This window comes from Anaeromyxobacter paludicola (assembly GCF_023169965.1).
In the GTDB taxonomy this organism is placed as follows: domain Bacteria; phylum Myxococcota; class Myxococcia; order Myxococcales; family Anaeromyxobacteraceae; genus Anaeromyxobacter_B; species Anaeromyxobacter_B paludicola.
Genome location: NZ_AP025592.1, coordinates 2,664,548 through 2,689,143, shown reverse-complemented (window position 1 = coordinate 2,689,143; position 24,596 = coordinate 2,664,548). Strand labels below are relative to the sequence as shown.

Annotated in this window: 19 protein-coding genes; 12 read left to right on the top strand and 7 right to left on the bottom strand. The window is 73.8% G+C overall.

Annotation, left to right across the window (positions count from 1 at the left end; translation table 11 throughout):
• Window positions 1-195: 195 nt before the first annotated feature.
• Window positions 196-864 (bottom strand): hypothetical protein, encoded by a 669-nt coding sequence (locus tag AMPC_RS12185; protein WP_248341105.1) that lies wholly within the window; start codon window positions 862-864, stop codon window positions 196-198.
• Window positions 865-1,883: 1,019 nt separating this feature from the next.
• Window positions 1,884-2,168 carry a hypothetical protein gene (locus tag AMPC_RS12180; RefSeq protein WP_248341103.1) on the bottom strand — a complete coding sequence of 95 codons (285 nt, stop codon included), beginning with the start codon at window positions 2,166-2,168 and terminating at the stop codon, window positions 1,884-1,886.
• A 194-nt stretch (window positions 2,169-2,362) separates the two neighbouring features.
• On the opposite strand from AMPC_RS12180, the gene AMPC_RS12175 reads away from it, so the two are divergent.
• From AMPC_RS12175 to AMPC_RS12130, 10 genes are all read left to right on the top strand, one after another.
• Window positions 2,363-3,403, top strand: a complete 1,041-nt coding sequence (locus AMPC_RS12175) for an NHL repeat-containing protein (RefSeq protein WP_248341101.1) — start codon at window positions 2,363-2,365, stop codon at window positions 3,401-3,403.
• A 435-nt stretch (window positions 3,404-3,838) separates the two neighbouring features.
• On the top strand, window positions 3,839-5,236 hold the full coding sequence (locus AMPC_RS12170; protein WP_248341099.1) for a cytochrome C: 1,398 nt from the start codon (window positions 3,839-3,841) through the stop codon (window positions 5,234-5,236).
• Window positions 5,237-5,335: 99 nt separating this feature from the next.
• Entirely contained in the window at window positions 5,336-6,748 is a 1,413-nt protein-coding gene (locus tag AMPC_RS12165; protein ID WP_248341098.1) for a YncE family protein, read from the top strand.
• Window positions 6,748-8,955, top strand: coding sequence for a hypothetical protein (locus AMPC_RS12160; protein ID WP_248341089.1), 2,208 nt, complete (start codon window positions 6,748-6,750; stop codon window positions 8,953-8,955). The genes AMPC_RS12165 and AMPC_RS12160 overlap by 1 nt, the downstream gene beginning before the upstream one ends.
• Window positions 8,956-8,964: 9 nt before the next feature.
• Window positions 8,965-9,546, top strand: coding sequence for a GNA1162 family protein (locus AMPC_RS12155; protein ID WP_248341083.1), 582 nt, complete (start codon window positions 8,965-8,967; stop codon window positions 9,544-9,546).
• Window positions 9,515-10,678, top strand: a complete 1,164-nt coding sequence (locus AMPC_RS12150) for a hypothetical protein (RefSeq protein WP_248341081.1) — start codon at window positions 9,515-9,517, stop codon at window positions 10,676-10,678. Before AMPC_RS12155 ends, AMPC_RS12150 begins: the two co-directional genes overlap by 32 nt.
• A 199-nt stretch (window positions 10,679-10,877) precedes the next feature.
• Window positions 10,878-12,623 (top strand): peptidyl-prolyl cis-trans isomerase, encoded by a 1,746-nt coding sequence (locus AMPC_RS12145; protein ID WP_248341079.1) that lies wholly within the window; start codon window positions 10,878-10,880, stop codon window positions 12,621-12,623.
• Window positions 12,624-12,645: 22 nt separating this feature from the next.
• Window positions 12,646-14,604, top strand: a complete 1,959-nt coding sequence (locus AMPC_RS12140; RefSeq protein ID WP_248341077.1) for a cytochrome c3 family protein — start codon at window positions 12,646-12,648, stop codon at window positions 14,602-14,604.
• A gap of 11 nt (window positions 14,605-14,615) precedes the next feature.
• Window positions 14,616-15,884 carry a cytochrome c3 family protein gene (locus tag AMPC_RS12135; RefSeq protein ID WP_248341075.1) on the top strand — a complete coding sequence of 423 codons (1,269 nt, stop codon included), beginning with the start codon at window positions 14,616-14,618 and terminating at the stop codon, window positions 15,882-15,884.
• A 5-nt stretch (window positions 15,885-15,889) separates the two neighbouring features.
• A complete protein-coding gene (locus tag AMPC_RS12130; RefSeq protein ID WP_248341073.1) occupies window positions 15,890-16,774 on the top strand; it encodes an NHL repeat-containing protein in 885 nt (294 codons plus the stop codon).
• A 117-nt stretch (window positions 16,775-16,891) separates the two neighbouring features.
• Here the strand turns inward: AMPC_RS12130 and AMPC_RS12125 are convergent, their stop codons facing one another.
• Window positions 16,892-18,556, bottom strand: a complete 1,665-nt coding sequence (locus AMPC_RS12125) for a hypothetical protein (protein ID WP_248341065.1) — start codon at window positions 18,554-18,556, stop codon at window positions 16,892-16,894.
• Window positions 18,557-18,663: 107 nt separating this feature from the next.
• Here AMPC_RS12125 and AMPC_RS12120 point away from each other — a divergent pair, with 107 nt between their 5' ends.
• The gene (locus AMPC_RS12120; protein WP_248341063.1) at window positions 18,664-19,026 is read left to right on the top strand and encodes a hypothetical protein; all 363 of its coding nucleotides are present in this window, start codon (window positions 18,664-18,666) and stop codon (window positions 19,024-19,026) included.
• A gap of 19 nt (window positions 19,027-19,045) precedes the next feature.
• Here the strand turns inward: AMPC_RS12120 and AMPC_RS12115 are convergent, their stop codons facing one another.
• From AMPC_RS12115 to AMPC_RS12100, 4 genes are all read right to left on the bottom strand, one after another.
• Window positions 19,046-19,630 (bottom strand): HNH endonuclease signature motif containing protein, encoded by a 585-nt coding sequence (locus AMPC_RS12115; protein WP_248341060.1) that lies wholly within the window; start codon window positions 19,628-19,630, stop codon window positions 19,046-19,048.
• A gap of 144 nt (window positions 19,631-19,774) precedes the next feature.
• The gene (locus AMPC_RS12110) at window positions 19,775-20,575 is read right to left on the bottom strand and encodes a c(7)-type cytochrome triheme domain-containing protein (RefSeq protein WP_248341051.1); all 801 of its coding nucleotides are present in this window, start codon (window positions 20,573-20,575) and stop codon (window positions 19,775-19,777) included.
• Window positions 20,575-20,931 (bottom strand): hypothetical protein, encoded by a 357-nt coding sequence (locus AMPC_RS12105; protein WP_248341049.1) that lies wholly within the window; start codon window positions 20,929-20,931, stop codon window positions 20,575-20,577. The genes AMPC_RS12110 and AMPC_RS12105 overlap by 1 nt, the downstream gene beginning before the upstream one ends.
• Window positions 20,931-21,731 (bottom strand): c(7)-type cytochrome triheme domain-containing protein, encoded by an 801-nt coding sequence (locus AMPC_RS12100; RefSeq protein ID WP_248341048.1) that lies wholly within the window; start codon window positions 21,729-21,731, stop codon window positions 20,931-20,933. The genes AMPC_RS12105 and AMPC_RS12100 overlap by 1 nt, the downstream gene beginning before the upstream one ends.
• A 389-nt stretch (window positions 21,732-22,120) precedes the next feature.
• Here AMPC_RS12100 and AMPC_RS12095 point away from each other — a divergent pair, with 389 nt between their 5' ends.
• The gene (locus tag AMPC_RS12095) at window positions 22,121-24,358 is read left to right on the top strand and encodes a CxxxxCH/CxxCH domain c-type cytochrome (protein ID WP_248341040.1); all 2,238 of its coding nucleotides are present in this window, start codon (window positions 22,121-22,123) and stop codon (window positions 24,356-24,358) included.
• The last annotated feature ends 238 nt before the right edge of the window (window positions 24,359-24,596 follow it).

Here is a 24,596-nt window from a genome sequence, read left to right as displayed (position 1 = left end):
GCGCGCGAGCGTTCTCGCGGAGCTCGGCGGCGGCGCCGCCGCCTCGCCGGACGGAGTCTGCCCGCGCGAACGTGGGGGCCCGTGCAACGAGGCCGCGCCCGCGAGAGGAGGAACCCTCACGGAAGCTCGCCGCACCGCGCGCGGTGGGAGACCGGCCGGGTGGAGCACGGAACGGCTTGCCCCGCCGGTCATCGGTCAGGTCGGGCCGAACGCGAAAGATGAGGTGGTGAACGCCGTCCCCGGGGACGGCGCCTTGGCAACGCGGCGGCGCTCGCGCGCTTGCCGGGCCTCGGCGACGCGTCGGGCGACGTGCTCGCGGCCGAACTCCTGCTCCGTCGCGAGCCCATGGTGGGCGGTGCAGCAAAGGGAGATGTTGGCGGCGGTCGCCTCCCCGCGCTTCGCGAAGGCGACCCGCTGGTGGTGGAACTCGAGCCTGCGGCGAGCCGGGCAGCGCCGTCCGTCCTCGGCGACGAAGGTGCACTGGTGGCCGTCGCGCAGGGCCACCTCGCGCCGCACGTGGCTGGGGATGTGCCGCGAGCCCTCGGTCGCCGGGGCGGACCTGGGTGCCCGCGGCCTTCGGGTCTCGGCGAACTTCCGCTTGCGAAGCTCGCGGACCAGGAGCTCGAGCGCCCGGTCGACGACCTCGGCGAGGTCTCCGGCCGGCAGCTGATGGCCGAGCAGGTCCCGGGCCTCCTCCAGCCGGTCGCGGGTCTGGCGAGAGATGGTGAGCTGGAGCTTGTAGCGCTCGGGCGCGAGCGGGGCGAGCGCGGGTCGTGGCGGCGGAGGAGGCGCTACGACCGGTGTGGGGGCGGGCGCAAGCGCAGCGGGAGGAGCGAGGAGCGGCGGCGGTTCGGGCGGCAGCAAGGAGAGATCGCGCTTCGGGCGGCGCCGATGGCAGGAAGCGCGGCGAGGGGCTCGGGAGCTTGCGCAGCGCCTCGGGCACGTCCGGCCTGGGGAATCGCTCCGCGAGGAGCTGCTCGACGTCGCGCTTGCTGCGGTGGACGGCGGCGTCGAGGAGAGGGCCGTGGTTCTCCTCCGTGAGGTGCTGCGCGAGGAGGCACACGGCGGAGAGGTGGAGCCTGCCATCGGCGAGCATCTCCAGGATGACGGGGAAGCGGCGCGCCGCGCGGGCGGCGTTGATGCGCTTGTAGGCGGCTTCGTCGGAGAGGTGGAGCACGTCCACGCAATAGGCGTGCATCGAGGGGCAGGCGTGGTCGCGGTAGAGCCTGCGGGCATCGACCTCGGCGAGGTGCGCGAGGACGTCGGCGGTGGCCTCGCGCTCGCGCCGGACGAGGGAGGTGAGGGCATCGAGGAGCGCGCGGTCGGACAGCGCGGCCAGATCGGTGGAGAGCAGGGCGTTCATACGCTCCGTTGTACCAGCGGTTTTCGAGCCCTCCGGGAAGGGGTCTGGGCGGCCCGTGGCCGGGCTTTCCCGGAGCAGCCTCCGCGCTCCCCCGGAGACGGCGCGCGCGCCGCGCAGGGGACGCCGGGCGCGTCGGGAGGGGCATGCCCAGCGCGCGGGACCGTTGCGAGGCGGAAAAGCCCACGGCCCGGTCAAGCGAAAACGGAGGCCGTACGGGGTACATGGGTAACGAAATGGGCCGGCAGCAATGGGACAGGCTGCGCGGAGCTCCTGGCCCGAGCCGTCCCCGGGGACGGCTCCTGGCCGGCCCCTCCTCGCGGGCGCGGCCTCGTTTCGCGCGCCCCTGGCCCAGTGCGTTCGGACACGTCCGGCGAGGCGGCGGCGCCGCCGCCGAGCTCGGCGAGATCGCTCGCGCGTGCCCCCTCCGCTCGCGTCAGGGCCCGAAGAAGCTCACGGGTTGGTCGCGCGAGCGCCGAGCCCGTGTGACCGAGGAAGGCTCGTCAAGTGACTGGCATTGTCCCTAGCGCCGGTCGCGCACCACCGCGCAGACCCGCATCGGCCGGATGCCGTCGGGCTTGCACTCGGGGATGGGCTCGCAGACCACGCTGCAGTCGGGCTCGCGCACCGCGCACTCGCGCCGCTGCGGCGTCTGGATCCCGCAGAACGCGTGGCAGCCCGGCGCCTCGACGAGGAGCTTGTCCTGGTCCTGCAGCGTGAAGGTCTCGTTGGGCCGGGCCCGCGCCACGTCGGTCGCGACGATGAGGAGGACGGCGGCGAGCGTGGCGAGCTGCAGGAGGTTGCGCATGGGGGAGCTCCCGGCACGGGCCGCGGACAATGTAGCACCAGCCCGGCGCGGCGCCGGCCGGGCGGCCGCCCCGCCGCTCGCCCGCCCGCCCGCCCGCCCGATCGTCGCCGGCGAGGCGATCGCCCTGCCGCCCGCCCGGCCCCTGCCGGCGGAAGCGGGCGCCGGGGGCCGGGTGTTATGGTGACGGCCCCTCCATGCTCCTCCAGGCGCTCACCTCCGCGCTCCTCGCGGCCGCGCTCGCGGCGCCGCCCCTGCCGCCCGCCCCGTACGATCCGGGGAAGGCCGCGAAGGGCACGTTCCTCTACGACCTCTCCGACAGCGACGGGCCGGTCCCCTCGAGCTGGGCCTCGCTCGTCTGGGATCCGGCGCACCGCGAGCTGTACGTCGTGGACCGGACCGACGGCAGCGTCGGCGTCTTCGACGAGAACGGGATGGAGCTCTACCGGTTCGGCCAGGACGCGGAGCTCGGCAACGTGCTCGCGGTGGCGCCGCTCCCCACGGGCGAGCTGCTGGTGCTGGCGAGCGAGAAGGGCAAGCAGGTGCTCACCCGCTGCAACTTCCGCGGCGAGCCGCGCGCGCGGGTCGAGCTCACGCAGGTGCCGGACGACTTCGCCAAGGACTTCTCGCCCGACGTCCTCGTGAGCCGCGGGCGGCGCATCTTCCTCGCCCAGCGCGGGACCATGAAGGTGCTCGTGGCCGACCTCCAGGGGCGCGTCGAGGAGACGCACGACTTCTTCCACGAGCTCGAGAAGGAGCTCGGCAAGATCGGCAAGGGGGTCCGCGCCGGCAACCCGGCCATGCAGGCCTTCAACGTGGACGAGGCGGGCGACTACCTCTTCACGGTCGCCCCGCTCTTCACCGTCTTCGTCGTCTCCCCCTCCGGCAAGGTCACGAGCTTCGGCGACCGCGGCAGCTCGCCCGGCAAGTTCAACGTGGTCGGGGGGATCACGCGCGACGCCCAGGGGCGGTTCCTGGTGGGCGACGTGCTGCGCTCGGTGGTGATGGTCTTCACGCCCGAGCTCGAGTTCCGCGGCGAGTTCGGCGGCCGCGGCTGGGGGCCCGGGCAGCTCGTGGCCCCGCTCGACCTCGCGGTCGCGGGGGACCGCGTCTTCGTGTCGCAGAGCGCGCGCAGGGGCGTGAGCGTCTTCCAGTACTCGGTGCAGGACCCGCCGGCGCCGCCGGCGGAGGGCGCCGCCGCTTCCAGCGAGCCGGCCGCCGCCTCCGGGCAGCGCTGAAGGGCGGCGCGCGGCCCACGCCGGGCCCGGCTGGCGGCTGGGTCACTCACCACCACCTACAGCCACCCACGTCCATCGACGTGCAAGCGAGCGCCCCATGGCGCGCGGGAGCGGTCGGACCCTACGAACGGGGGATGCACGGACCGGGTCCGGCGGACCGCAGTTCCGGCTCGGTTTGTCCCGTGAACGGGTGACTTCGATTTGACCTCATGGACGGGTCCTTACCGACTGCATCATCGGCAGGGGAGGGGGAGGTCGGCCTCGGGCCGCACGAGGCGGGTGGGTCTTCTCACCCACCGCCGATCGGCGAAAAGCCAGCGATTCCAGGCAAATATCGTGGCACAGCCGATGCTAGGTGCCCCGGGTGCGCGCCGTACCGGTCTCCGAGGAAGTTCGCCGGTCGGCGCAAAAACAGCAGCCTGGAGGAGCACACACATGAAGTCGTTCAGATTCGCACTGGCCCTCGTTGCCACGATCGCTGCCGGCAACGCCTGGGCCTTCCACGACGGCGGCGTCGCGTACTGCGACGGCTGTCACTCGATGCACAACTCGTCCGGCAACAAGTCGATGTCGGGCGGCCGGAACACCGGCCTCACCGGCTGGAACTCGGGCGGGAAGGCCTCGACCGTCCAGTTCCAGGGCAACAACTACCTGCTGCAGGGCTCGGACAACAGCTCCACCTGCCTCAACTGCCACGCCGCCGCCGACACCGCCCCGAGCAGCTACCACGTGATGACCTTCCCGGCCCCCGCGGCCGGCAGCGCCCCGGTGGAGCGCACCCCGGGCGGCGACTTCGCCTGGCTGACGCAGACCTACAAGGGCACGGCCAGCTACGGCGCGCCGGTCACCTCCAAGGGCGAGCGCCACGGCCACAACGTCGTGGCCCAGGACTACGGCCTCGTCGCCGACGCCACCCTGACCACCGCCCCGGGCGGCAACTACCCCGCGGCCAGCCTGAGCTGCGCCTCCTGCCATGACCCGCACAGCCGCGCCCGCATCACCGACGTGAACGGCACCATCACCAACACCGCCTTCGGCTCCGCCACGCTGCCCATCGGCGGCCCTGGCTCCTACGGCGCCGCGCCGACCGCCGACGAGGCCGTGGGCGTCTACCGCCTCCTCGCCCCCAGCAACTACTCCCAGATGTCGGTCCCGGGCGTGATGGCGTTCAACGCCAACCCGCCGGTCGCCGTCGCCCCCGCCACCTACAACCGCACCGAGGCCGTCACCGAGACCCGCGTCGCCTACGGCGCCGGCATGTCCGAGTGGTGCTCCAACTGCCACCGCTCGATCCACAACGACAACGTGAACGCCGCCAACACCGCCCTCATCCACCCGGCCGGCAACGGCGCCAAGCTCACCGCCACCGCCAACAACCTGGCCGGCGCCGCGAACGGCACCACCATCGCCGCCATCTACAACGCCTACAAGAAGTCGGGCGACCTCACCGGCACGAGCGCCGGCTCCTACACCTCGCTCGTCCCGTACGAGGAGGGCACCACCGTCATCGCCACCCTCGCCGGCCACGCCGTGAACGACGGCACGCAGACCGGCGGCCCGTCGCTCGGCTCCGAGAACGTGTCCTGCCTCTCCTGCCACCGCGCCCACGCCGGCGGCTTCGACAGCATGACCCGCTGGAACAACAAGGCCGAGTTCCTCACCCTCGGCGGGCAGTGGCCGGGCAGCGACTCCCCGGTCGCGGAGGGCGCCTACGGCCAGTACAGCATGGGCATGAACCAGGCGACCTACCAGGCGGCCATGTACGACCGCCCGGCGACGAACTTCGCGTTCGCCCAGCGGTCGCTCTGCAACAAGTGCCACGCGAAGGATTAATTCCGTCGCGCCATAGGTCGTAGTGAACGGGGGGAGGGGCCGCCTGCGCGGCCCCTCCCTGCTTTATTTCCACTCACCCGGCGAAGTCGGAGGCCAGCCGTGAAGACGCTGCTCGCCACCCTCGTGTCGCTCGGCCTCACGGGCTGCGCGGGCTTCCTCACGCCGCGCCTCGCCGCGCGCCCGCCGCTCGCCGAGGAGGGCGCCGTCTTCCTCTACCTCCAAGGGTGGCCCCAGGACGCGGACCGGCTCTCGCTCTCGCTCGCCTCGCTCGCGGCGGTGCGGGAGGACGGCGGCGCGGTGCCGCTCGCGCTCGCCCTCGCCGAGCTCCCGGGCCCCGAGCCCAGGCGGCAGCGGCTGCTCGCCTCCGGCCGGCTCCCGCCGGGCGCCTACCGCGGCTTCGAGCTGCAGGTGACGAAGGCCGCCGTCCTCGCCCCGGACGGTCCGGCGCAGCTGCTGGTCCCGAAGGAGCCGTCGCCCCTCGAGGGCCCGTTCGAGGTGAAGGCGGGCGCGGCCACCGTGCTCGGCCTCACGCTCCGCTACGAGCCCTCGTTCCAGGCCGGCGTGGCCTTCACGCCCCGGTTCGCCGTGGCCGCCCCGGCGCGCCCGCCCCCCGCGCTCGACGGCGTCTGCTCCAACGCGGGCGGCAGCGATCTCACCCTCTTCGACCGGCGCCGCCGCGAGGTGTTCGCGGTGCTCGCCACCGGCCGCGAGCCGCGCGGCCTCGCGCTCTCCCAGGGCCCCTCCGCGCGGCTCTACGTCGCGCTCTCCGGCGAGGACCAGGTGCAGGTGCACGACCTCACGAGCGACGTGGAGCAGCCGCGGCTCAGGCTCTCGCCGGGCGACCGCCCCATCGAGCTCGCCCTCGCGCCCGACGGCCGCACGCTCCTCGTCCTCAACGCCGGCTCCAACACCCTCTCGTTCCTCGATCCCGACACCGGCGTGGAGCGGGCGCGGCTCCCGACCGGCACCGCCCCGGCGTCGCTGCTGGTCGATCGGGCCTGGCGCCGCGCCTACGTGCTCAACGAGGGGTCGAACAGCGTGACGGTGGTGGACGTCGCCAACCGCGCGGTGGCGGGCTCGATCCCGACCGGCGCCGGCCCCATCCGCGCCCAGCTCGACCGGGCCGGCGACAAGCTCTACGTGATCTACTCGAGCTCGCCGCAGCTCGACGCCTTCTCGCTGCCGTCGCTCGCGCCGGCCGGCCGCGTCACGGTGGGGCTCGGGGCCACCGCGCTCAAGGTCGATCCGCGGACCGATCTCCTCTACGTGGCGCTGCGCGGCGAGAGCCGGCTGCGCGTCTACGACGCCTTCTCGCTCATCCCGGTGGACTTCTTCCCCGTCCCCGGGACCGTCACCTGGCTCGCCATCGACGACGCGGAGAACGCGCTCCTGGCGCTCGTGCCGTCCCTGCCGGGCCTGGCCGTGCTCGACCTCGCCAGCCACCAGCTCCTCTCGACCGTGCCGGTGGGCGAGGAGCCCTACGCGGTGACCGTGGCGGGTGAGCGGTTCTGATGCGGAGGGCCGCCCCCCACCTCCTCCCGGCCGTCGCCCTGGCGCTCGCGCTCGCCCTGGCGCCGTGCCCGGCCGGCGCGGACGGCCTCTCGCTCTACCTGGAGCCCGGGTACTCGCACGTGGACACGCGGACCACCGACGCGCAGGGGCACGTGACCACCTCCACGGTGGACGAGCTCACCCAGCGCTACAGCCTCGGCTTCTCGCGCTCCTTCGCCCCGCTGGTCCGGCTCGAGGGGAACGGGCTCTTCGAGGACGACCGGCAGTGGAGCTCGGGCACCGGCCTCTCCGCGAGCGGCGACGCCTGGCGCGGGTCCGGCTTCGTCCGCCTGCACCTCGGGCCGCCGGTGCTCGGCGGCGACCTGAGCTACCAGCGGCAGGACGAGTCCACCCAGACCTCGCTCGGCGGCGGCCGGCTCCACGAGGTGAACGACACCTACACGCTGCACCTCGGCTGGCACCCGGTCGACCTGCCCAACCTCGAGCTGCGCCTCACGCGCGCCGACACCTACGACGTGTCGCGCCGCTTCGCCGACTCGACGCTCAACGACCTGCTCGCGAGCTGGAGCTACAACGCCGTCCGGCAGCTCAGCGTGCAGTACACGCTCGAGGCGCAGGACTCGGTCGATCACCTCTCGGGCACGACCACCGACGGGCTCCTCAACAGCGCGCACGTCACCTACGGCGACACCTTCCACGGCGGGCGGACCAGCGTCCAGGCCAACTACGCCTTCTCGAACCGGATCTCCGACACCAGCGTGGCCGGCGCGGGCGGCACGGTGGCGACGCAGCAGCTGCCCTCCGCCGGCCTCTCCCTCGTCGAGCCCCCGGCCGCGCTGCCCCAGAGCGACACCCTCGGCCCGAACGGCCTGCTGGTGGACGGGAAGACCGACGTCTCCGCCAACCTGAACCTGGGCTGGTCGGCGTCGATCGCCGGCGACACCGCCGCGCGCGAGCTCGGCCTCCAGTTCGCCGACCCGACCACGCAGCTCAACACCCTCTACGTCTACGTGCAGCGGCCGCTGCCGCCGGAGATCTCGACCGCGCTCTCGTTCACCGCCTGGCGCAGCGACGACAACCTGCACTGGACGCAGGTGGCGCTCGCCGGGACGGTGATCTTCAACGCGCTCCTGAACCGGTACGAGCTCACCCTGCAGCAGGTCCAGGCGCCGTTCGTGAAGCTGGTGGTGCAGCCGCTCCCGCCGGCCCTGACCACCGACCGGCGCTACGCCGACGTGCTCGTCACCGAGCTCCAGGCCTACCAGGTGGTCCCGGCGGCGCAGGTGCGCGGCCGCTCCACCCTCAGCTCCCACAGCGCCTCGCTGGCGATGCGCCAGCAGCTCACCGCCGACCCGCTCCTCGCCTACGACTTCGCCGGGAACCTCTCCTACAGCCGCGGCAACACCGCCTACACGCTGCAGAACGGGCTCTCGCTCGAGCGGGCCCTGCGGGACTGGCTCAAGCTCGCCGCGCGCGTCGCCCGGCAGGACACCGGGGTGAGCGCCTCCGGCACCCCGGGGCAGCACGACGGCGCCTGGCAGTACTCGGCCTCGCTCGCGGCGACGCCGCTCCCGACGCTCACCCACGCCCTCACCTACAGCGGGCAGCTCACCCAGACGCCGCGCGGCAGCGCCGAGCTCAACTCGGCCACGCTGGTGAACCGGGCGGCGCTCTACCGCGGCGTGGACCTGCTGCTCTCGACCGGCTACGCCTACAACCTGCTCGAGACCGGCGCGGTCGCGCGCGGGCCCACCGTGGTCGCGACCGCCTCGCTCATCCCGAACCGCGTGGTGACGCTCTCGAGCACCTACGCGTACTCGAGCCTGCGCCAGACCGGCGGCGGCCTCCCCGACAGCAGCCTGGAGAACGAGCGCGTGGACGGCGCGCTGTCGATCAGCCCGTTCCCCGCGTTGTACCTCTCGACCGCCGTGCAGCGGATCATCAAGGGCACCCGCCCCACCACCCTCGCCACCTTCAGCGGCGGGCTCACCCCGTTCCCGGACGGCTCGCTCCTGCTCCGGCTCGCGTACACCGAGTCCCTCGACACCGCGCTCGACGCGAAGACCCACGCCGCCTCCGCGGGCGCGCGCTGGAACTTCTCCCCTCACGCCTACCTCGACCTCAACTACAGCCTGCTCGGCTCCGACGCGCCGACCGGGACCACCGACACGCGGTCGTTCACCGCGAGCCTCGCAATCCAGCTCTAGGACCCTCCGATGAGAACCCCGCTCCGGCTCCCGACCCTCCTCGTCCTCGCCACCGCGGCGCTCGCGAGCGCCTGCGCCAGCGGCGGCGGGCACAAGTTCCACGACGCCAACATGGACTTCGGCTCGGTGAAGGTCGTGGCGGTGCTCCCCTTCGGCAACCTCTCGCGCGACTCGGCCGGCGCGGAGCGGGTGCGCGACGTCTTCGCCAACATGCTGCTCGCGAGCGGCTCCATCTACGTGCTGCCGAACGGCGAGGTGGCGCGCGGCCTGAGCCGGCTCGGCGTGGCCAACCCGATCAACCCGAGCCCGGAGGAGATCACCAAGCTCGGCGGGCTCATCAAGTGCGACGCGGTGATCGGCGGCGTGGTGAAGGAGTACGGCGAGGTGCGGTCCGGCTCGGCCTCGGCGAACGTGGTCTCGGCGAGCGTGCAGATGTTCGAGGCCTCGAGCGGGCGGGTCATCTGGTCGGCGTCGTCCACCAAGGGCGGCCTCACCATGATGGACCGGATGTTCGGCGGCGGCGGCGCGCCGGTGAACGACGTCACGGAGAGCCTCGTCAATGACCTCCTCGACCGGCTCTTCAAGCAGTAGCGCCGCGCTGGCGCTGCTGGCGCTGCTCGGCGCCGCCTGCGGGGGGCCGCGGGCGGCCGGCGGCGACGCGGCGCGCCCGCCGGCGCGGGTCCTCAAGGTGGCGCTGCTCCCGGCCGACAACCTGGCGGCCGGCCCGGTGCCGCTGCGGGAGCTCGACGGGGAGCTCCTGCGGGTGGCGCAGGGCGCGGGCCTCCAGGTGGTCTCCGGCGAGCCGGTCGAGGACTTCCTCGAGAAGCACCGGCTCCGCTTCACCGGCGGCATCGACGCCACCTCCGCCGCGGCGGCGCGGGAGGAGCTCGGGGTGGACGCGATCCTCCTCGCCGAGGTGGAGGCCTACGCGAGCCAGCCCGCCCCGCGGCTCGCGGTCACGGCGCGGCTCGTCTCGGCGACGCCCGAGGCGCGCCTCCTCTGGATCGACGGCGTGGCGCGGGCCGGCGACGACTCGCCCGGCCTGCTCGGCCTGGGGCTGGTGCGCGACCCGCGCGCCCTCGAGGCGCGCGAGCTGGCGCGGCTGCGCGGCTCGCTCGCGCGGGCGCTCGAGACCGGCGTGGCGGCGCCGCCGTGCCCGGACGAGGGGCGGTTCGAGCCGCGGGTCGCCTTCCGCTCGCCGCAGTTCGACCCGGGCGGCGGCTACTCGGTGGCGGTGCTGCCCTTCTTCAACGAGACCTCGCGGCGCCGCGCCGGCGAGCTGCTCGCGCTCGAGCTCACGCGCCAGCTCGCGGCGTACCGGCGCCTGCAGGTCGTCGAGCCGGGCGTGACCCGCGATCGGCTGCGCCGCTACCGGGTGATCATGGAGGGCGGCGTCTCGCTCGACACCGCGCGCGCCATGATCGAGGTGCTGCAGACCGACGTGGTGATCGCGGGCTACGTCCGCGAGCTGGTGGACGGGGACGCCCCGTCGATGGACTTCACCGCCATGGCGCTCGATCGCGCCGGCCGGCTCGTCTGGCAGGCGACCTCGCACGCCACCGGCAACGACCGCGTCTGGCTCTTCGAGCAGGGCAGGGTGAGCACCGCCAGCGCGCTCGCCTGCCGCCTCTCGCGCTCGGCGGCGGTGTCGCTCTTCGGAGCGACCGAGCAGGCCCCCGCCTCGTCGGCGCCCACGCGGGCGACCGAGGAGCGCAGGCCGTGACGCAAAATCGGACCAGCGCGCGCGGGGTCGTGCAGCCCTTGCGTGACCCGGAGTGCGCGCGGCGCCGGAGCGGCGCGAGAAGCCGCGGATCCGCGCGTCCGCCCTGTCCCTTGGTCGAGGCACACGCGATGCAGTCGGTACTCCACCGGAGCAGCGAGCAACCGGGCGATCGCCCGGCCGCCCGCGAAAGGACGTGAACGTGAACCACCGGACCGCAACCGCCACTCTCCTCCTCGCCTTCGCCACGCCGGGGCTCGCGCGCGCCCAGGGCGCGCCCGCCGCCGCGCCGACCCCCGCGCCCGCCGCCGCGCCCGCCGGGGCGCAGCGCGAGATGCGCGCGTACCTCGTCCGCGACGGGCGCGAGGTGCAGGCGCCGCTCTTCTCCGAGCAGTCGGCGACGCTGCCGGTGGCGCGGGTGGACGACGAGGAGATCACGCTCCAGCAGGTCACCGACGCGCTCGCCGCCGCCCACGAGGAGGGCCACGCCGCGCCCACGAGCCAGCACGACTTCAAGCCGGTCCTCGACCGGCTGGTGGACATGAAGCTCTGCGTCATCGAGGCCCGGGAGATGGGGCTCGAGGACCTCCCGGAGGTGAAGCAGGCCATCCAGGACGAGGAGACGACGCAGCTCCTCGTGCGCGTCCGCGCCCGGGCGGTCGCCGGCGTGAAGCCCGACCCGAAGGTCGTCGAGCGGCTCTACCGCGACGCCGTCCGCGAGTACCAGGTCCGCTCGCTGCTCTTCGCCAAGGAGGCCGACGCCAAGGCCTTCCAGAAGGCGCTCGCGGCCGGCGGCAGCTTCGAGGCGCTCGGGGCGAAGCTCGTCGCCGCGAAGAAGGCCCAGGGCCGGCTCGAGGCGGGCTACACCGGCGCCGCCGGCGTGAAGCCGGAGGTGGCGAAGGTGATCGCCACGGCGCCCGCCGGCGCGGCGCGGGTGGTGAAGCTCGCGGACGGCTTCACGGTGGTGCAGGTGCTCGGCGCGCGCTACCCCGAGGTCCCCGCCGAGCGGGCCAGGGCCGAGCAGCGGGCCCTCGAGGCCGCCCGGCAGTCGGCCACCTTCAAGTACTACGACGCGCTCGCGAAGCAGCACGCGCGCACCGACAAGAAGCTCCTCGCGAAGCTCGACCTCGAGGCGAGGAAGCCGGGCGTCGCGGCGCTGCGCAAGGACCAGCGGGTGCTCGCGACCATCGAGGGCGACAAGCCGCTCACGGTGGCCGACCTCATCCGCGGCATGGAGGAGAAGTTCTTCCACGGCATCGACGCGCCCATCAAGGAGCGCCGCGCCAACGCCGCCAAGCCCCACGTCTTCCAGGTGGTGCTCCGGCAGCGGCTGGTGCTGGCCGAGGCGCGCCGCCAGAAGATCGCCGAGAGCGCCGAGTTCCGCCGCTACATGGCCGAGTTCAAGGAGGCCACGCTGTTCAGCGCCTACCTCGAGCGCGCCATCATGCCCGACGTGAAGGTCACCGAGGACGAGGGGCGCGCCTACTACGCGAAGCACAAGGCCGACTTCGCCACCCCGGCCATGTACAAGCTCGAGAGCCTCACCTTCTCGAGCGCCCAGGACGCGCAGGCCGCCTTCGACAAGCTCCGCGCCGGCACCGACTTCCGCTGGCTCCGCGCCAACGCGTCCGGGCAGGTGAAGGAGGACCAGCGCAAGGCCCAGCTCGACAACACCGTGGTGAGCGCCACCGCCCTCCCGCCCGAGCTCGCGAACCAGCTCTCCGGGGCCCGCCCGGGCGACTGCCGGCTGCAGGCGGTCGAGGGGCAGTACTTCCTGGTGCGGCTCGTGAGCGCCACCCCGGGGCAGCAGCAGCCCTACGAGGCGGCGCGCGCCGTCATCGGGAAGAAGCTCATCGGCGAGAACCTGAACCGCGCGCTGCGCGCGTCGAACGCCAAGATCCGGAAGTCCCACGCCGTGGCCGTCTACCTGACCCGCATCGGCTACTAGCGCGACCGCGCCCGAGGTCACCTTGAAAGAGCTCTCGAATCGGTGGTGGAGCCTGCTCGCCCTGGCGCTCGCGCTCGGCGCGGCCCTGGCGCTCCTGGCGCCGGCCGGCGCCGGCGCGGCGGAGCGGAAGTTCAAGACCAAGAGCTGCATCGACTGCCACCAGAAGGCGGCCGACAAGTTCAAGGAGGCGAAGTACGCCCACGCCGCGGTGAAGGAGCAGAAGTGCGAGTCCTGCCACCTGCGCCACGGCACCTCCGGCAAGCTCCTCCTGAAGCAGACCGGGAACGCGCTCTGCTACTCCTGCCACAAGAAGGAGTCGATCGGCATGGACAAGCCGGTCGTCCACAAGGTGCTCCGCACCGGCGAGTGCACCAAGTGCCACGACCCGCACGGCTCGAAGGCGCCGCACTTCCTCAAGGCGGAGGGGGCGGAGGCCTGCTTCGGCTGCCACCAGCGTGAGCCGTTCCAGCGCAAGACCGTGCACGCGGTGCTGAAGGACGGCTGCGGCTCCTGCCACGCCGCCCACGCCTCCACGGTGAAGGACCTCCTCAAGTCCGAGCAGTCGAAGCTCTGCGCCGGCTGCCACCAGTCGAACGCCTCGTTCCAGAAGGCGCACGGCGGCTACCCGGTCACCACCTGCACCAACTGCCACGACCCGCACTCGTCGGACGGGCCGAAGCTGCTCCGGGGCAGCCTGCACAACCCGGTCGCCACCCAGTCCTGCGAGGCCTGCCACGCCTCGCCGAAGTCGCCCAAGCCGTTCGCGGTGCAGGCGAAGGGCGCGCAGCTCTGCGAGGGCTGCCACGACGCCAAGGCCTTCGCGGGCAAGGTGCAGCACGCCCCGGTGAAGAAGGGCGAGTGCCTCTCCTGCCACGACCCGCACGGCTCGGCGGCGCCCAAGCTCGCCCGCGCCGCCGGCGCCAAGCTCTGCCAGACCTGCCACAAGCGCTTCGCCGAGCCGGCGGCGGTGCAGCACAAGCCGATGACCTCGCCCCAGGGCTGCGCCTCGTGCCACCAGCCGCACGCCTCCGGGAACGCCAAGCTCCTCAAGGTGCCGGCGGAGCAGATCTGCGCGAGCTGCCACGGCAAGGTGAAGGAGCAGGCCGCGAAGAAGAAGGTGATGCACGCCGCCTTCGCGGCCGGCGACTGCGGCGCCTGCCACGACCCCCACGGCGCCTCCACCCGGAACCTCTTCAAGGCGCGCGTGGACCGGGTCTGCTACTCCTGCCACCGCGACGCCGAGACCCGCTTCGTCAAGGTGCGCACGCACCGGCCGGTGCAGGACGGCAACTGCACCGCCTGCCACGACGGCCACGCCTCCGACAACCCGAAGCTGCTCAAGGCCCAGGGCTCGAAGCTCTGCGAGGGCTGCCACGCGCAGCTCTTCACCGCGGCGCCGGAGGGCGGCACGACCCACAAGCCGTTCGGCGAGGGCAAGTGCCTCGACTGCCACGACCCGCACGGCTCCAACGCCCCCGGCATGGCGCGCAGCGAGCAGAAGACGCTCTGCCTCGGCTGCCACGCCGCGACCGGCAAGGAGCTCGCCGGCGCGACGAGCGTCCACCCGGCCTTCGCCAAGGGCTCCTGCACCGGCTGCCACAGCCCGCACCGCTCGAAGCTGAAGCGGCTCCTGCTCACCTCGCCGCCCGACCTCTGCTTCGCCTGCCACAAGCCGGTGAAGGAGCGGCTCGGCAAGGAGAAGGCGCACGCCCCGGCGAGCGACTGCCTCACCTGCCACAAGCCCCACGCCTCGGCGCAGCCGTCGCTCGTGGCCGGGCCGGTGGGCGAGGTCTGCGCCCAGTGCCACGACGTCACCGACAAGACGTTCTCGGGCTCGCACCTCGGCATCGACCCCAAGGCGATCCGCTGCGTGAGCTGCCACGACCCCCACGCCTCGAAGGACGGGAAGCTCTTCAAGGTCAACCAGCACGCGCCCTTCGCGTCGCGGCAGTGCGACGCCTGCCACGTCGCGTCCAAGTAGCGGGAGACCCCATGCGCTCGCGTACCCCCCTGGTCCTCCTCGCCGCCGCGCTCCTCGCCGCCGGCGCCGCCCGCGCCGCCGGCCCGGACAAGCTCAAGCTGAAGCCCGGCGCCAACGGCAAGGTCTGCCTCGACTGCCACTCCGGCGACTTCGACGCCGTGCTGAAGCGGAAGTTCGTCCACACGCCGGTCCGGTCGCGCGACTGCACCGGCTGCCACAGCCCGCACGCCTCCAACCACGGCAAGATGCTCTCGGCCGAGCCGGGCCGGACCTGCGCGGCCTGCCACCAGGTGGTGCCCGAGAAGCCGCGGAGCACGCACAAGCCGGTGGCCGACGGCGGCTGCCTCACCTGCCACGACCCCCACGCCTCCGGCTTCAAGAACAACCTCGTGAAGGCGCCCAAGGACCTCTGCGCGGGCTGCCACAAGGCGGTGGTCACAGCGGCGGCGAGCGTGAAGTTCAAGCACCGGCCGGTGGAGCAGGACTGCGCCACCTGCCACGACCCGCACGGCTCGGCCAGGGGCGAGCGCCTCCTCAAGGGCGGCGTCCCGGAGCTCTGCGTCGGCTGCCACAAGATGGAGCGGCCGGCGCTGGTGGCGAAGCACCAGAACTACCCGGTGGCCGGCGCGCGCTGCACCTCCTGCCACGACCCGCACGGCTCGAACGTGCGCGGCATGCTCTACGACAACGTCCACCCGCCGGTGGCGAAGGCGATGTGCGCGCAGTGCCACGAGCCGCCCGGCTCGGCGAGGAAGTTCCAGCCGAAGCAGGCCGGGGTGACGCTCTGCAAGGGCTGCCACGCGCAGAAGGTGGCGGGCATGCTCGACCGCACCCGCGTGCACTGGGCGGTGTCGAACGGCGACGCCTGCCTCTCCTGCCACAGCCCGCACGCCGGCAAGCAGAAGGGGATGCTGAAGGCGAACATGGTGACGGTCTGCGGCAGCTGCCACGCCGACACCGTGAAGCGCCAGGCGCTCTCCGAGACCAAGCACAAGCCCATCGCCGACGGCCAGTGCACGCGCTGCCACGACCCGCACGGCGCCCCCGCCGCGCTGATGATGCAGCGGCCCGAGACCATCGAGCTCTGCGGCACCTGCCACGACTGGCAGAAGCACTCGACCCACCCGATCGGCGCCAAGCACAAGGACCCGCGCAACCCGAACCTGATCCTCGACTGCCTCTCCTGCCACCGGGCGCACGGCACCGAGTACAAGCACATGAACCCGTTCCCGACGACGACCGAGCTCTGCACCAAGTGTCACGAGAAGTTCAAGAGGTGATCACCGTGCCCACGTCCATGAAGAACGTCCTGGTGCTGGCGCTCCTCGCCGCCGCCCCGGCGGCCCGGGCCGAGCTGGCCTTCGTCTCGCGCGGACCGGTCTACGCCGACTCCAAGAACGCGCCGCTCAAGGCGCCGGAGGGGGTGGGGTGCGCCGACGGGACGCTGGTGGTGGCCGACACCGGCAACGGGCGGCTCGTCTCCTACGAGTGGCGCGACGGGGTGGTGAGCGGCGGGACGGAGATCAAGCTCGCCCAGGTCACGCACCCGGTGCGCGTGCAGCTCGACGGGCAGGGCAACCTCCTCGTCCTCGATCGCAAGGCGAAGAAGATCGCGCGGCTCGATCCCAAGGGCGCCTTCCAGGGCTGGCTCGAGCCCAAGGGCGCCGCGGGAGTGGTGCCGCAAGCCTTCAAGCTCGACGCCGCCGGCGACGTCTGGGTCCTCGACCAGACCTCCAACGCCGTGCTGGCGCTCGACCCGACCGGCGCGCTCAAGAGCAAGGTGGAGCTGCCGAAGGGCGGGATCTTCGTGGACCTCACCGTGGACGCCGCCGGGACCGTCTACGCGCTCGACGCGCGCGGGGCGGAGGTCTGGTCGGTGGAGAAGGGCGGCGCCGCCTTCAAGCTCCTCTCGAAGGGGCTGAAGGAGAGCATGAACTTCCCCGCGTACCTGACGCACGACGGGAAGGGGACGCTGCTGGTGGTGGACCAGAACGGGATGGGCGTGGTGCTGCTCGGCATCGACGGCAGCTACCTCGGCCGGCGGCTCGCGCTCGGCTGGACCGAGGGCGCGGTCTACTACCCGGCGCAGCTCTGCCTCACGCCGGGCGGCGAGATGGTGGTGGCCGACCGCGGGAACAACCGGGTGGACCTGTTCTCGGTGACGCGCTGAGGCCGCGCGTCGCACCCCTGAGCCGCTGAATCCCCGCTGCGCTCCCTCCCCGCCCGGGCGGGGAGGGCAGGGGAGGGGCGGCCAGCGGTGCCTCGCGTCGGCCTCCTGCCGCTGCGCTCAGGCGCACTTGCCCGCGGTGCAGGTCTGCCCGGTGGGGCAGGTGACCGGCACGCCGGTGTCCACGCAGGACGGGCCGGTGGGCGGCAGCGCGGCCGGATCGCCGCAGCTCACGGTGCCCACGTCGCACGGGTTCGCCGGCGCGCAGCTCGCGCCGGCGACGCACGCCTGGCAGGTGCCGCCCAGGCAGACGCCGCCGGTGACGGAGGCGCAGGCGGTGGCGTCGGGCTGGAAGGCCACGTCGGTGCAGACCGGCCCGCCGGTGCCGCAGGCGATGACGGCGGAGGTGGCGCACGGGTTGGCGGAGGTGCAGGCGGTGCCCTGGGCGCAGGCGGTGCACGCGCCCGCGGCGTCGCAGACCCCGGAGGTCGCGCCCGAGGTGCAGGCGGTGCCCGCGGCGACGAAGGTGCGGTCGGTGCAGACCGGCGCGCCGCTCGCGCACTCGAGGGTGGCCGTCGCCGCGCACGGGTTCGTGGAGGGGCAGGCCGCCCCCTGGACGCAGTCCACGCAGCTCGCCGAGGAGCCGCTGCAGACCCCGGCGCCGCCCGCGGTCGTGGTGCAGGCGGTGCCGGCGGCGGCGAAGGCGCCGTCGGAGCAGACCGGCGAGCCGCTCGCGCAGGAGGTGGACGCCGCGGTGGCGCACGGGCCGCTCGGCGCGCAGGTGCCGCCGCAGCGGACGAAGTGCCAGACCACGCGCAGCGCGCCGGTGCCGAGGCTGGTGCAGTCGATGGTGTAGTCGCCCTGGACCTCGTCGGCGGTGGTGATCGCCGCCGGCGCGCCCGCCGTCGGCCCCCGGGCGCAGCCCACGTGGCTGATCCCGGCGGTGTCGAAGACCATCTCCACGAAGCCCGGCGCGCCGCCGCAGGAGAGGCTCCAGGTGGCGCTCCCGCCCCAGGAGAAGCTGGCCGGGGAGAGGAAGCCCTCGGCGACGTTCGGGGTGAGCGCCTTGGTGTCGGCGTCGGCGGTGCAGGCGGCGCCGGAGGGGGCGGTGACCGGCTGGAGCGTGCTCGTGCCGGAGAGGAGGTAGACGCGCTCGACGCTGTCGGCGCCCGCGTACGCGAGCGAGACGTTGCCGTTGGCGGCGAACGCCGAGCTCGCGTTGAGCGTCGAGCTCACCGTGAAGGTGCCCGCGAGGTCCTGGGTGGGATCGGCCGCCACCAGCGCCCAGTCGCTGAAGTGCGGGCTCGAGGCGGTGAGGAGCCCCGCGGCCGGGTTGAGGAGCACCGACGGCGCCGTCACCCAGTAGCCGGTCGCGTCCTGGGTGCGGATCGCCTGGCGCGCCGCCGGCGACGACGGGTCGGCGCGGAAGGTGATGGAGACCGGCGCCGCGAACCGCGCGCCCGCCGGCTCGAGCCGGTACGCCGCCCCGAGCCCGCGCGGCGCCGTGTTGGTGATCGCCTGGACCGACACGGTGGTCGAGGCCGCGAGCGCGCCGGGCGGCACGTGCAGCGTGAGCCGGCCGTCGGCGCTGGAGATCGAGCCGCCGCGGCCGTCGAGGGTGGCGGCCACCGCCGCGCCGGCGGGCGAGCCGGCGCCGACCGGCACCGGCCGGGTCGCGCCGGCCGCGCTCTTCGAGCCGCAGCCCGCGGCGGCGAGGAGCGCCGGGAGGAGCAGGAGCCCGGCGAGGCGGCGGGGGGAAGCGGAGCGGGCCCGATCGAGCGTCATGACGCCACCCTCCGCGAAGCGGGCTCTCCGACGCAAGACACCCGAGCGAGCACCGGTCAGGGCGAGTGCTGGCCTTACGGTTATAGGAACCGCGAGGAGGCTCAGCCATGACCCATGCCGGAACCCGCGCCGCCGCCGCGGCCTTCACGCTGCTCCTGTCCGGGGCCGCGCGCGCCGCCGGCATGGCCGGCCACCTGCAGAGCTGCACCTCGCGCTCCGGTGCGACCTGCAGCGAGTGGGACGTGATGTCGGCGGGGCCCCAGCTGCAGCCGCGGCTGGAGAGCGCCTGCAAGTACTCGCGGGGCAAGCTCGCGATGGCGCCGTGCCCCCAGAAGAAGCGCGTCGGGACCTGCACCTATCCGGCCGGGCAGGGCGTGCCCGGCTCGAAGCTCTTCTTCTACCCGCCCACCACGCTCGACAAGGCGCGGCAGACCTGCGCGCAGGAGAAGGGGATCTTCGCCGAGCGGTGACGGGCGGCGCGCGCGCCGCTCAGGGCTCCGCGTCCGGGCCGTCGTCGTCCCGGCCGTTCGCGCCGTTCGCGCCGGAGGGCCCCGGCCGCAGCACCGACTGCACCGTCGAGAGCGCGACGCCGAGCCGGCGCGCCGCCTCGCGCTGGCTGCAGAGCCCGACCGCGAGCGCCCAGCGCAGGTGCTCCCGGTCCTCGCGCGAGAAGCGGCGGGCGCGGCGGGACGGGCCGGAGGGGCGGCGCCGCCGGTACTCGTCGGCCCAGGCCTCCTCCTGCGTGCCCCACGCCAGGTTCTCGGGGCGGTTGTTCTCGCGGTCGCCGTCGAGGTGGCGGACCACCGGCTTGTCCTCCGGCGGGAGCCCGTGGAAGGCGCCGCAGATCACCGCCGGCAGGGAGAGCGAGAGCCGCCGCCCCTCGACCTCGATCTCGACCGTGCGCCGCTTCCCCGGTGCGCCGCCGACCGGGTGCCAGTCCACGTACTCCCAGCTCCCGAAGCCCTTGTGGCGCAGGCGCGACCAGACCCGGCCGTCCTCGCCGGCCATGAAGTCGGGGCTCGGGCTGTACGGCAGCGGGACGAGCTTCACGCCCGACGCGGTGCGGATCTCCACCTCGCGCTCACCTCTCTCGCCCCCGCGGTCCGGGGGCAAGATGCTTCAGGTAAGCGGCGGTTTCAATGCCGCCAAGGCGGCGAATGGGGGGAGCGGGCCCGCCCGCACCACGAGCGGGCCGGCGAGCGGCGGAGCGCTCGCTCGCTAGGGCCCGCCGCCGCCCGGGCGCCGGTTGGCGTGGCACTTCTCGCACTCGGCGATCGGGAACGCGACCTTGCCGTGGCACGCCCCGCAGGTCTCGCCGCTCGCGATCTGCAGCATCGAGGTGCGGGCCGCGCCCTGCGAGGTGCTGGGGAAGATCTCCGGGTGGCAGACCTCGCACCCGTTCCAGACGGTGTGCTTCGGGTGCGAGAAGACGATGTTCCCCTGCATCCAGCCCTTCGACTCGAAGGGGACCTCCTTCGACATCTGCAGCTTGCGCCGCTCGAAGGAGACGCCGGGGAGGAAGTCCGCCGGGATCACGAGCCCCTGCGCCTCGGCCTTCTCCCAGTCCACGTGGCCGCCGCGGGCCCGCGGGAGCTTCGCCGCGAACGCGTCCCAGTCCCGGCGGAGCCGGTCGCCGTCCACGCCGGCGTGGCAGCGGACGCAGGCGGGCGACGAGCCCACGTCGGCGGAGCCCGAGCAGGCGGCGAAGATCGGCTTGCCCTCGGAGATGGTCTTGCCGTTGTGGCAGGCGCCGCAGTGGAAGCCGCCGCGGTTGGTCTCCGCCGAGACCTGGGAGGCGCCGGCCGTCATGGCGAAGCCGACGTCCACGTGGCAGAGCCGGCAGGTGTACCGGGCGCGGTGGCGCCAGTGGTCGAAGGCCACCGGCGGCACCCCCGCCGCCCCGGCGCGGCGGCCCATGATCACCCGGCCGTAGGTGTGCGGCGGCGGCAGCTCCATGCCGGCGGCGGCGAGCGGGGAGAGGAGCAGCAGCGCGGGGAGGAGGGCGCCGGGGATCCGCATCAGGACTTGTCCTTCCGCTCCTGCTCCTTCGTCTCGAGCACGAACTGGTAGAGGTCGCGGCAGAGCTGCAGCCGCTTCAGCCAGACCTTGCGGCCCGACTCCTCGAGCGCCTCGAGCCGCGGCTCGAGGGCGTCGCAGCGGGTGACGAGCGAGCGGAGCTCGGGCTCGGAGAGGGTCATCGCGTCCTGCGTCTTCGAGCAGACGTCCGCGAACTCCTGCTGCCAGTCCGCGGGCCCGGCGCGGGCCGGCCCGGCCTTCGCCGCCTTCGCGCCCGGCGCCGCGCGGGCGGCCGGGGCGAGCAGCGCGAGGATCGCGCCGGCCCCGAGCGCGAGCGTCCACCTCCGGACGGTGCGCATCACTGCACCGGCTTCGAGTGGCAGCGCTGGCAGTCCGTCAGCGGGAACGCCACCGTGACGTGGCAGGCGCCGCAGGAGCGCCCCTCGAAGATCTCGACCATGGTGTACTTCGAGGCGCCCCGCTTCACGCCCACGAAGATCTCGGGGTGGCAGAGCTCGCAGCCGTTCCAGACGGTGTGCTTCTTGTGGGAGAAGATGATGTCCGGCATGCCGGCGAGCTTGGGCGAGAGGGCGAAGTCCTTCTGCGCCGAGATCGAGGTGCGGGCGATGGAGACGCCCTCGAGGTGGTCGGAGGGGTTGATGAGGTGGTCCTCCTCCGCCTTCTCCCAGTCGACGCCGTTGCCGAAGCGGCCCCGGGGCAGCTTGGCCGTCACCGAGGCGAAGTCGTGCTCCGGCTTCACGTTCATGCCGAGCGAGTGACAGCGGACGCAGGTGCGGCGGTCGCCGGTCGCGGCCTTGGTGCAGGCCTCGAAGACCGGGTGCCCGTCGGAGACCAGCTTCTTGTTGTGGCAGGCGCCGCAGTAGAAGCCGTTCGCGTTGTCGGCCGCGCGGATGTTGGTGCCGCCGGGCTTCATGGCGAAGCCGATGTCCACGTGGCAGACGCGGCAGGTGTACTTCGTGCGGTGGAACCAGTGCTCGAAGACCACCGGCGCGAAGCCGGCCTTCTCCGACTGGTTCGCGATGACCACCCGGCCGAACTCGTACGGCAGCGGGCGGCGCTTCTTGGCCGGGCCCGACTGGGCCTGGGCGGCCGTGGCGGCGAACAGGACGAGCGCCGCGAACGCGATCGATCGCTTCATGTGGGTCCCCCCGTTCCGGACCGCGGAACGGCTGGGGACGTTAGCAGATTGCGCGCCCGGCGCGGGCTCGAGGCGCCGGTCGCAATCCAATTGAGTGCCATGGGCGCGCGCGGGAGCGGCAGAGGCGCCCCCGGCAGGCCCGCCGCGGCGCCGCAAAATCTGTCTCGCGCCCGCCGCTTCCGCACAATCTGCGTGGATCGGGGCTTGCGTCGTAAGGGGCAACACGGCGCAGCCCCGCCCGTCCGCGCGCGCACTTGGAGTGAGACGCACCCGCGGTATGGGTGAGGGCGTTACCTTTGCATCGTCGCCGGACGCTCGCCGGCCTCGTCCGGCGATCGTCTTGCCGGAGGGCGAGCAGGGAGGTCACGATGTCCGGTGCGCGCGGTCGAGTGCAGCGTCTCCTCGCCCCCGTCGTCAGCCTGCTCGCCCTGCTGGCGTGCGGGCGCGAGGGCACCACCCAGGGAGCGGCCGAGCAGGCCGCCCAGGAGATGGTCTTCGGCGTCAGCTTCAACGTCCGGGTCGGCAGCCGGCCCGCCAACGGGATCGTCAGCTCGAGCGACGGGCGGATCAACTGCGGCTACCCCACGGCCGCCACCGCCTGCAGCGCGACCTACGGCTGGTCCGAGCGCGCGACGCTCACCGCGACGCCGAAGGCCGGCTACGCCTTCCAGTCCTGGGCCGGGGACTGCGGCGGCAGCGCCGGCTGCGTCCTCGCGAGCGGCGCCGACCGGACGGTCTACGCCTTCTTCGCCGTCTTCACGCAGGTCGGGCACTCGGGGAACTTCTCCGACCCGGCGCAGCACGGGCCCGCCTTCCTCGACTTCCTGGGCAAGGTGGCGGGCGCGCCGGGCTGCACCGCCTCGAGCTGCCACGGCCCCAACCTCACCGGCGTCGGCATCGCGCCCGGCTGCGACGGCTGCCACCAGACCGCCGGGTACGTGAGCTGGCGGACCGACTGCTCGTTCTGCCACGGCGCGCGGACCGCGCAGTCCAAGGCGGGCTACGACGTCGCCGTCCACCCGACCTGGGCCGCGCCGCCCGACGACGTCCGGCAGCGGCTCGGGAGCGCGATGAACCCGGCCCGCACCGGCGCGCACCAGGCGCACCTCACCGGCGTCGCCGCCGACGGGACCGCGCTGGCGGCGCCGTTCCCGTGCGGCACCTGCCACGCCGTGCCGAGCACCTACGATCACGTCGGCGGCCAGAACGCGCGGGCCACCGTCGCGCTCACCGGCTCGGGCCAGCTCCCGGCCGCGCTCGGCACGTACGACGCGAGCACGGGTACCTGCGCCGCCTACTGTCACGGCCCGGGCGGCTCGCCGGTCTGGGGCACCACGACCCTCGCCTGCGACGCGTGCCACGGGCTGCCGCCGCCCTCGCCGCATCCCGCCATCCCGAGCAGGCTCACGGTCTGCGTCTACTGCCACGCGAAGACGATGAACGCGGACGGCACGCTCAACGTCGCCGGCGGCAAGCACGTGAACGGCGTCGCCGACCTCTCGGGCGGCGGGGGCGGCGTGGGCTGCGGCGCGTGCCACGGCTTCCCGCCGGACACCGGCGCGCACCTCGCACACTTCGGGATCACCGGCGCCGAGGCGTCGGGGACGTACGGCGACACGAGCGTGCTCCAGGATCGCTACCCGGCGGCCACGCCCACCACCGCGCCGGCCGCGTACGCCTTCGGCTGCGGCAACTGCCACCCGGTGGACCCGGCGAAGCACATGGACGGCACGGCCGAGGTGGTGCTGCACGAGGCGGGGGCGCCCGCGGGCTCGCTCAAGGCCCGCAGCGCCACCGACGCGGCGTACGACCCCGCCACCCGCACCTGCAGCGGCACCTACTGCCACTCGAGCGGCCAGCCGTCGCCGGTCCCGGTGGCGAGCCCGGACTGGAGCGCCACGGCGCACCTCGGCTGCGCCGGCTGTCACGGCAACCCGCCGCGCTACGCCTCGGGCGACCCGGGCAGCGCGACCGCCAACAGCCACCTCGGCCTCGCCGACGACGGCTTCGAGTTCGGCCACTTCCTCGGCGAGCCCGGGCCGTGGCACCAGAGCAAGCACGGCGGCTGGAAGGCGGGGCAGGACGCGGCGCCGATCACCTGCCAGACCTGCCACTACGACACCGCCGATCCCGCCAACGTCGGCCCGAGCGGCTTCTACTACCTCGACACCAGCGGCGACTACCAGCTCGCGGGCGGCTACGCCGGCCGCACCGCGCTGCGCGTGTACCAGCAGCTCCAGTGCACCGCCTGCCACGCCGGCGGCGGCCCCGCGGCCGGCTCGGGAAAGGTGCTGCCGCTGCGCCACGTGAACGGCGCGCGCGACGTGGTCTTCGATCCGCGGACCGCGCTGCCGCAGCCGTGGCCGTGGCTGCCGGGCGGGCTCGACGCGCCGAGCGCGCCGTACTGGCTCACCGACGGCAACCCCGGCTGGCTCGACTGGCCGGCCGCGATCGTCCAGGTGAACGGCACCACCGTGTCCTTCGGCCTGGCCGGCGCGACCTACGACCCGGCGACGAAGCGCTGCGGCAACGTGGCCTGCCACATGGCGGAGGCGCCGGTCTGGGGGCGGCCGTACGGCTTCAAGTCCGACTTCGGGATGTGCCTGAGGTGTCACCCGAGGATCTAGCGGACGAGCCGGCCGGGCCGCGAGGCCGGCGAGCGTCGCGCGCGCTCGCCGGCCTTCGCCGCCGGACCCCGGGTCGCGATCGCCCGGGGCGCTCCCGCCTCCCGGGGCGACGCGAACCCGACGCCCCAAGCGCCGGTGGGCTGGGCACTTCCTGCCCAGGCTGGCGCGAAGGGAGGGGGTGATCACGACCCGCTGCGCCGGCCGTGAAATCCGCGCAACCGGGCGGAAGCGCGGGGCA

Excerpts from the sequence above, each read along its gene's own strand:
- AMPC_RS12180 (WP_248341103.1), bottom strand. The coding sequence starts at position 2,168 with ATGCGCAACCTCCTGCAGCTCGCCACGCTCGCCGCCGTCCTCCTCATC.
- AMPC_RS12175 (WP_248341101.1), top strand. The coding sequence starts at position 2,363 with ATGCTCCTCCAGGCGCTCACCTCCGCGCTCCTCGCGGCCGCGCTCGCG.
- AMPC_RS12170 (WP_248341099.1), top strand. The coding sequence starts at position 3,839 with ATGAAGTCGTTCAGATTCGCACTGGCCCTCGTTGCCACGATCGCTGCC.
- AMPC_RS12160 (WP_248341089.1), top strand. The coding sequence starts at position 6,748 with ATGCGGAGGGCCGCCCCCCACCTCCTCCCGGCCGTCGCCCTGGCGCTC.
- AMPC_RS12155 (WP_248341083.1), top strand. The coding sequence starts at position 8,965 with ATGAGAACCCCGCTCCGGCTCCCGACCCTCCTCGTCCTCGCCACCGCG.
- AMPC_RS12150 (WP_248341081.1), top strand. The coding sequence starts at position 9,515 with ATGACCTCCTCGACCGGCTCTTCAAGCAGTAGCGCCGCGCTGGCGCTG.
- AMPC_RS12135 (WP_248341075.1), top strand. The coding sequence starts at position 14,616 with ATGCGCTCGCGTACCCCCCTGGTCCTCCTCGCCGCCGCGCTCCTCGCC.
- AMPC_RS12125 (WP_248341065.1), bottom strand. The coding sequence starts at position 18,556 with ATGACGCTCGATCGGGCCCGCTCCGCTTCCCCCCGCCGCCTCGCCGGG.
- AMPC_RS12120 (WP_248341063.1), top strand. The coding sequence starts at position 18,664 with ATGACCCATGCCGGAACCCGCGCCGCCGCCGCGGCCTTCACGCTGCTC.
- AMPC_RS12110 (WP_248341051.1), bottom strand. The coding sequence starts at position 20,575 with ATGCGGATCCCCGGCGCCCTCCTCCCCGCGCTGCTGCTCCTCTCCCCG.
- AMPC_RS12105 (WP_248341049.1), bottom strand. The coding sequence starts at position 20,931 with ATGCGCACCGTCCGGAGGTGGACGCTCGCGCTCGGGGCCGGCGCGATC.
- AMPC_RS12100 (WP_248341048.1), bottom strand. The coding sequence starts at position 21,731 with ATGAAGCGATCGATCGCGTTCGCGGCGCTCGTCCTGTTCGCCGCCACG.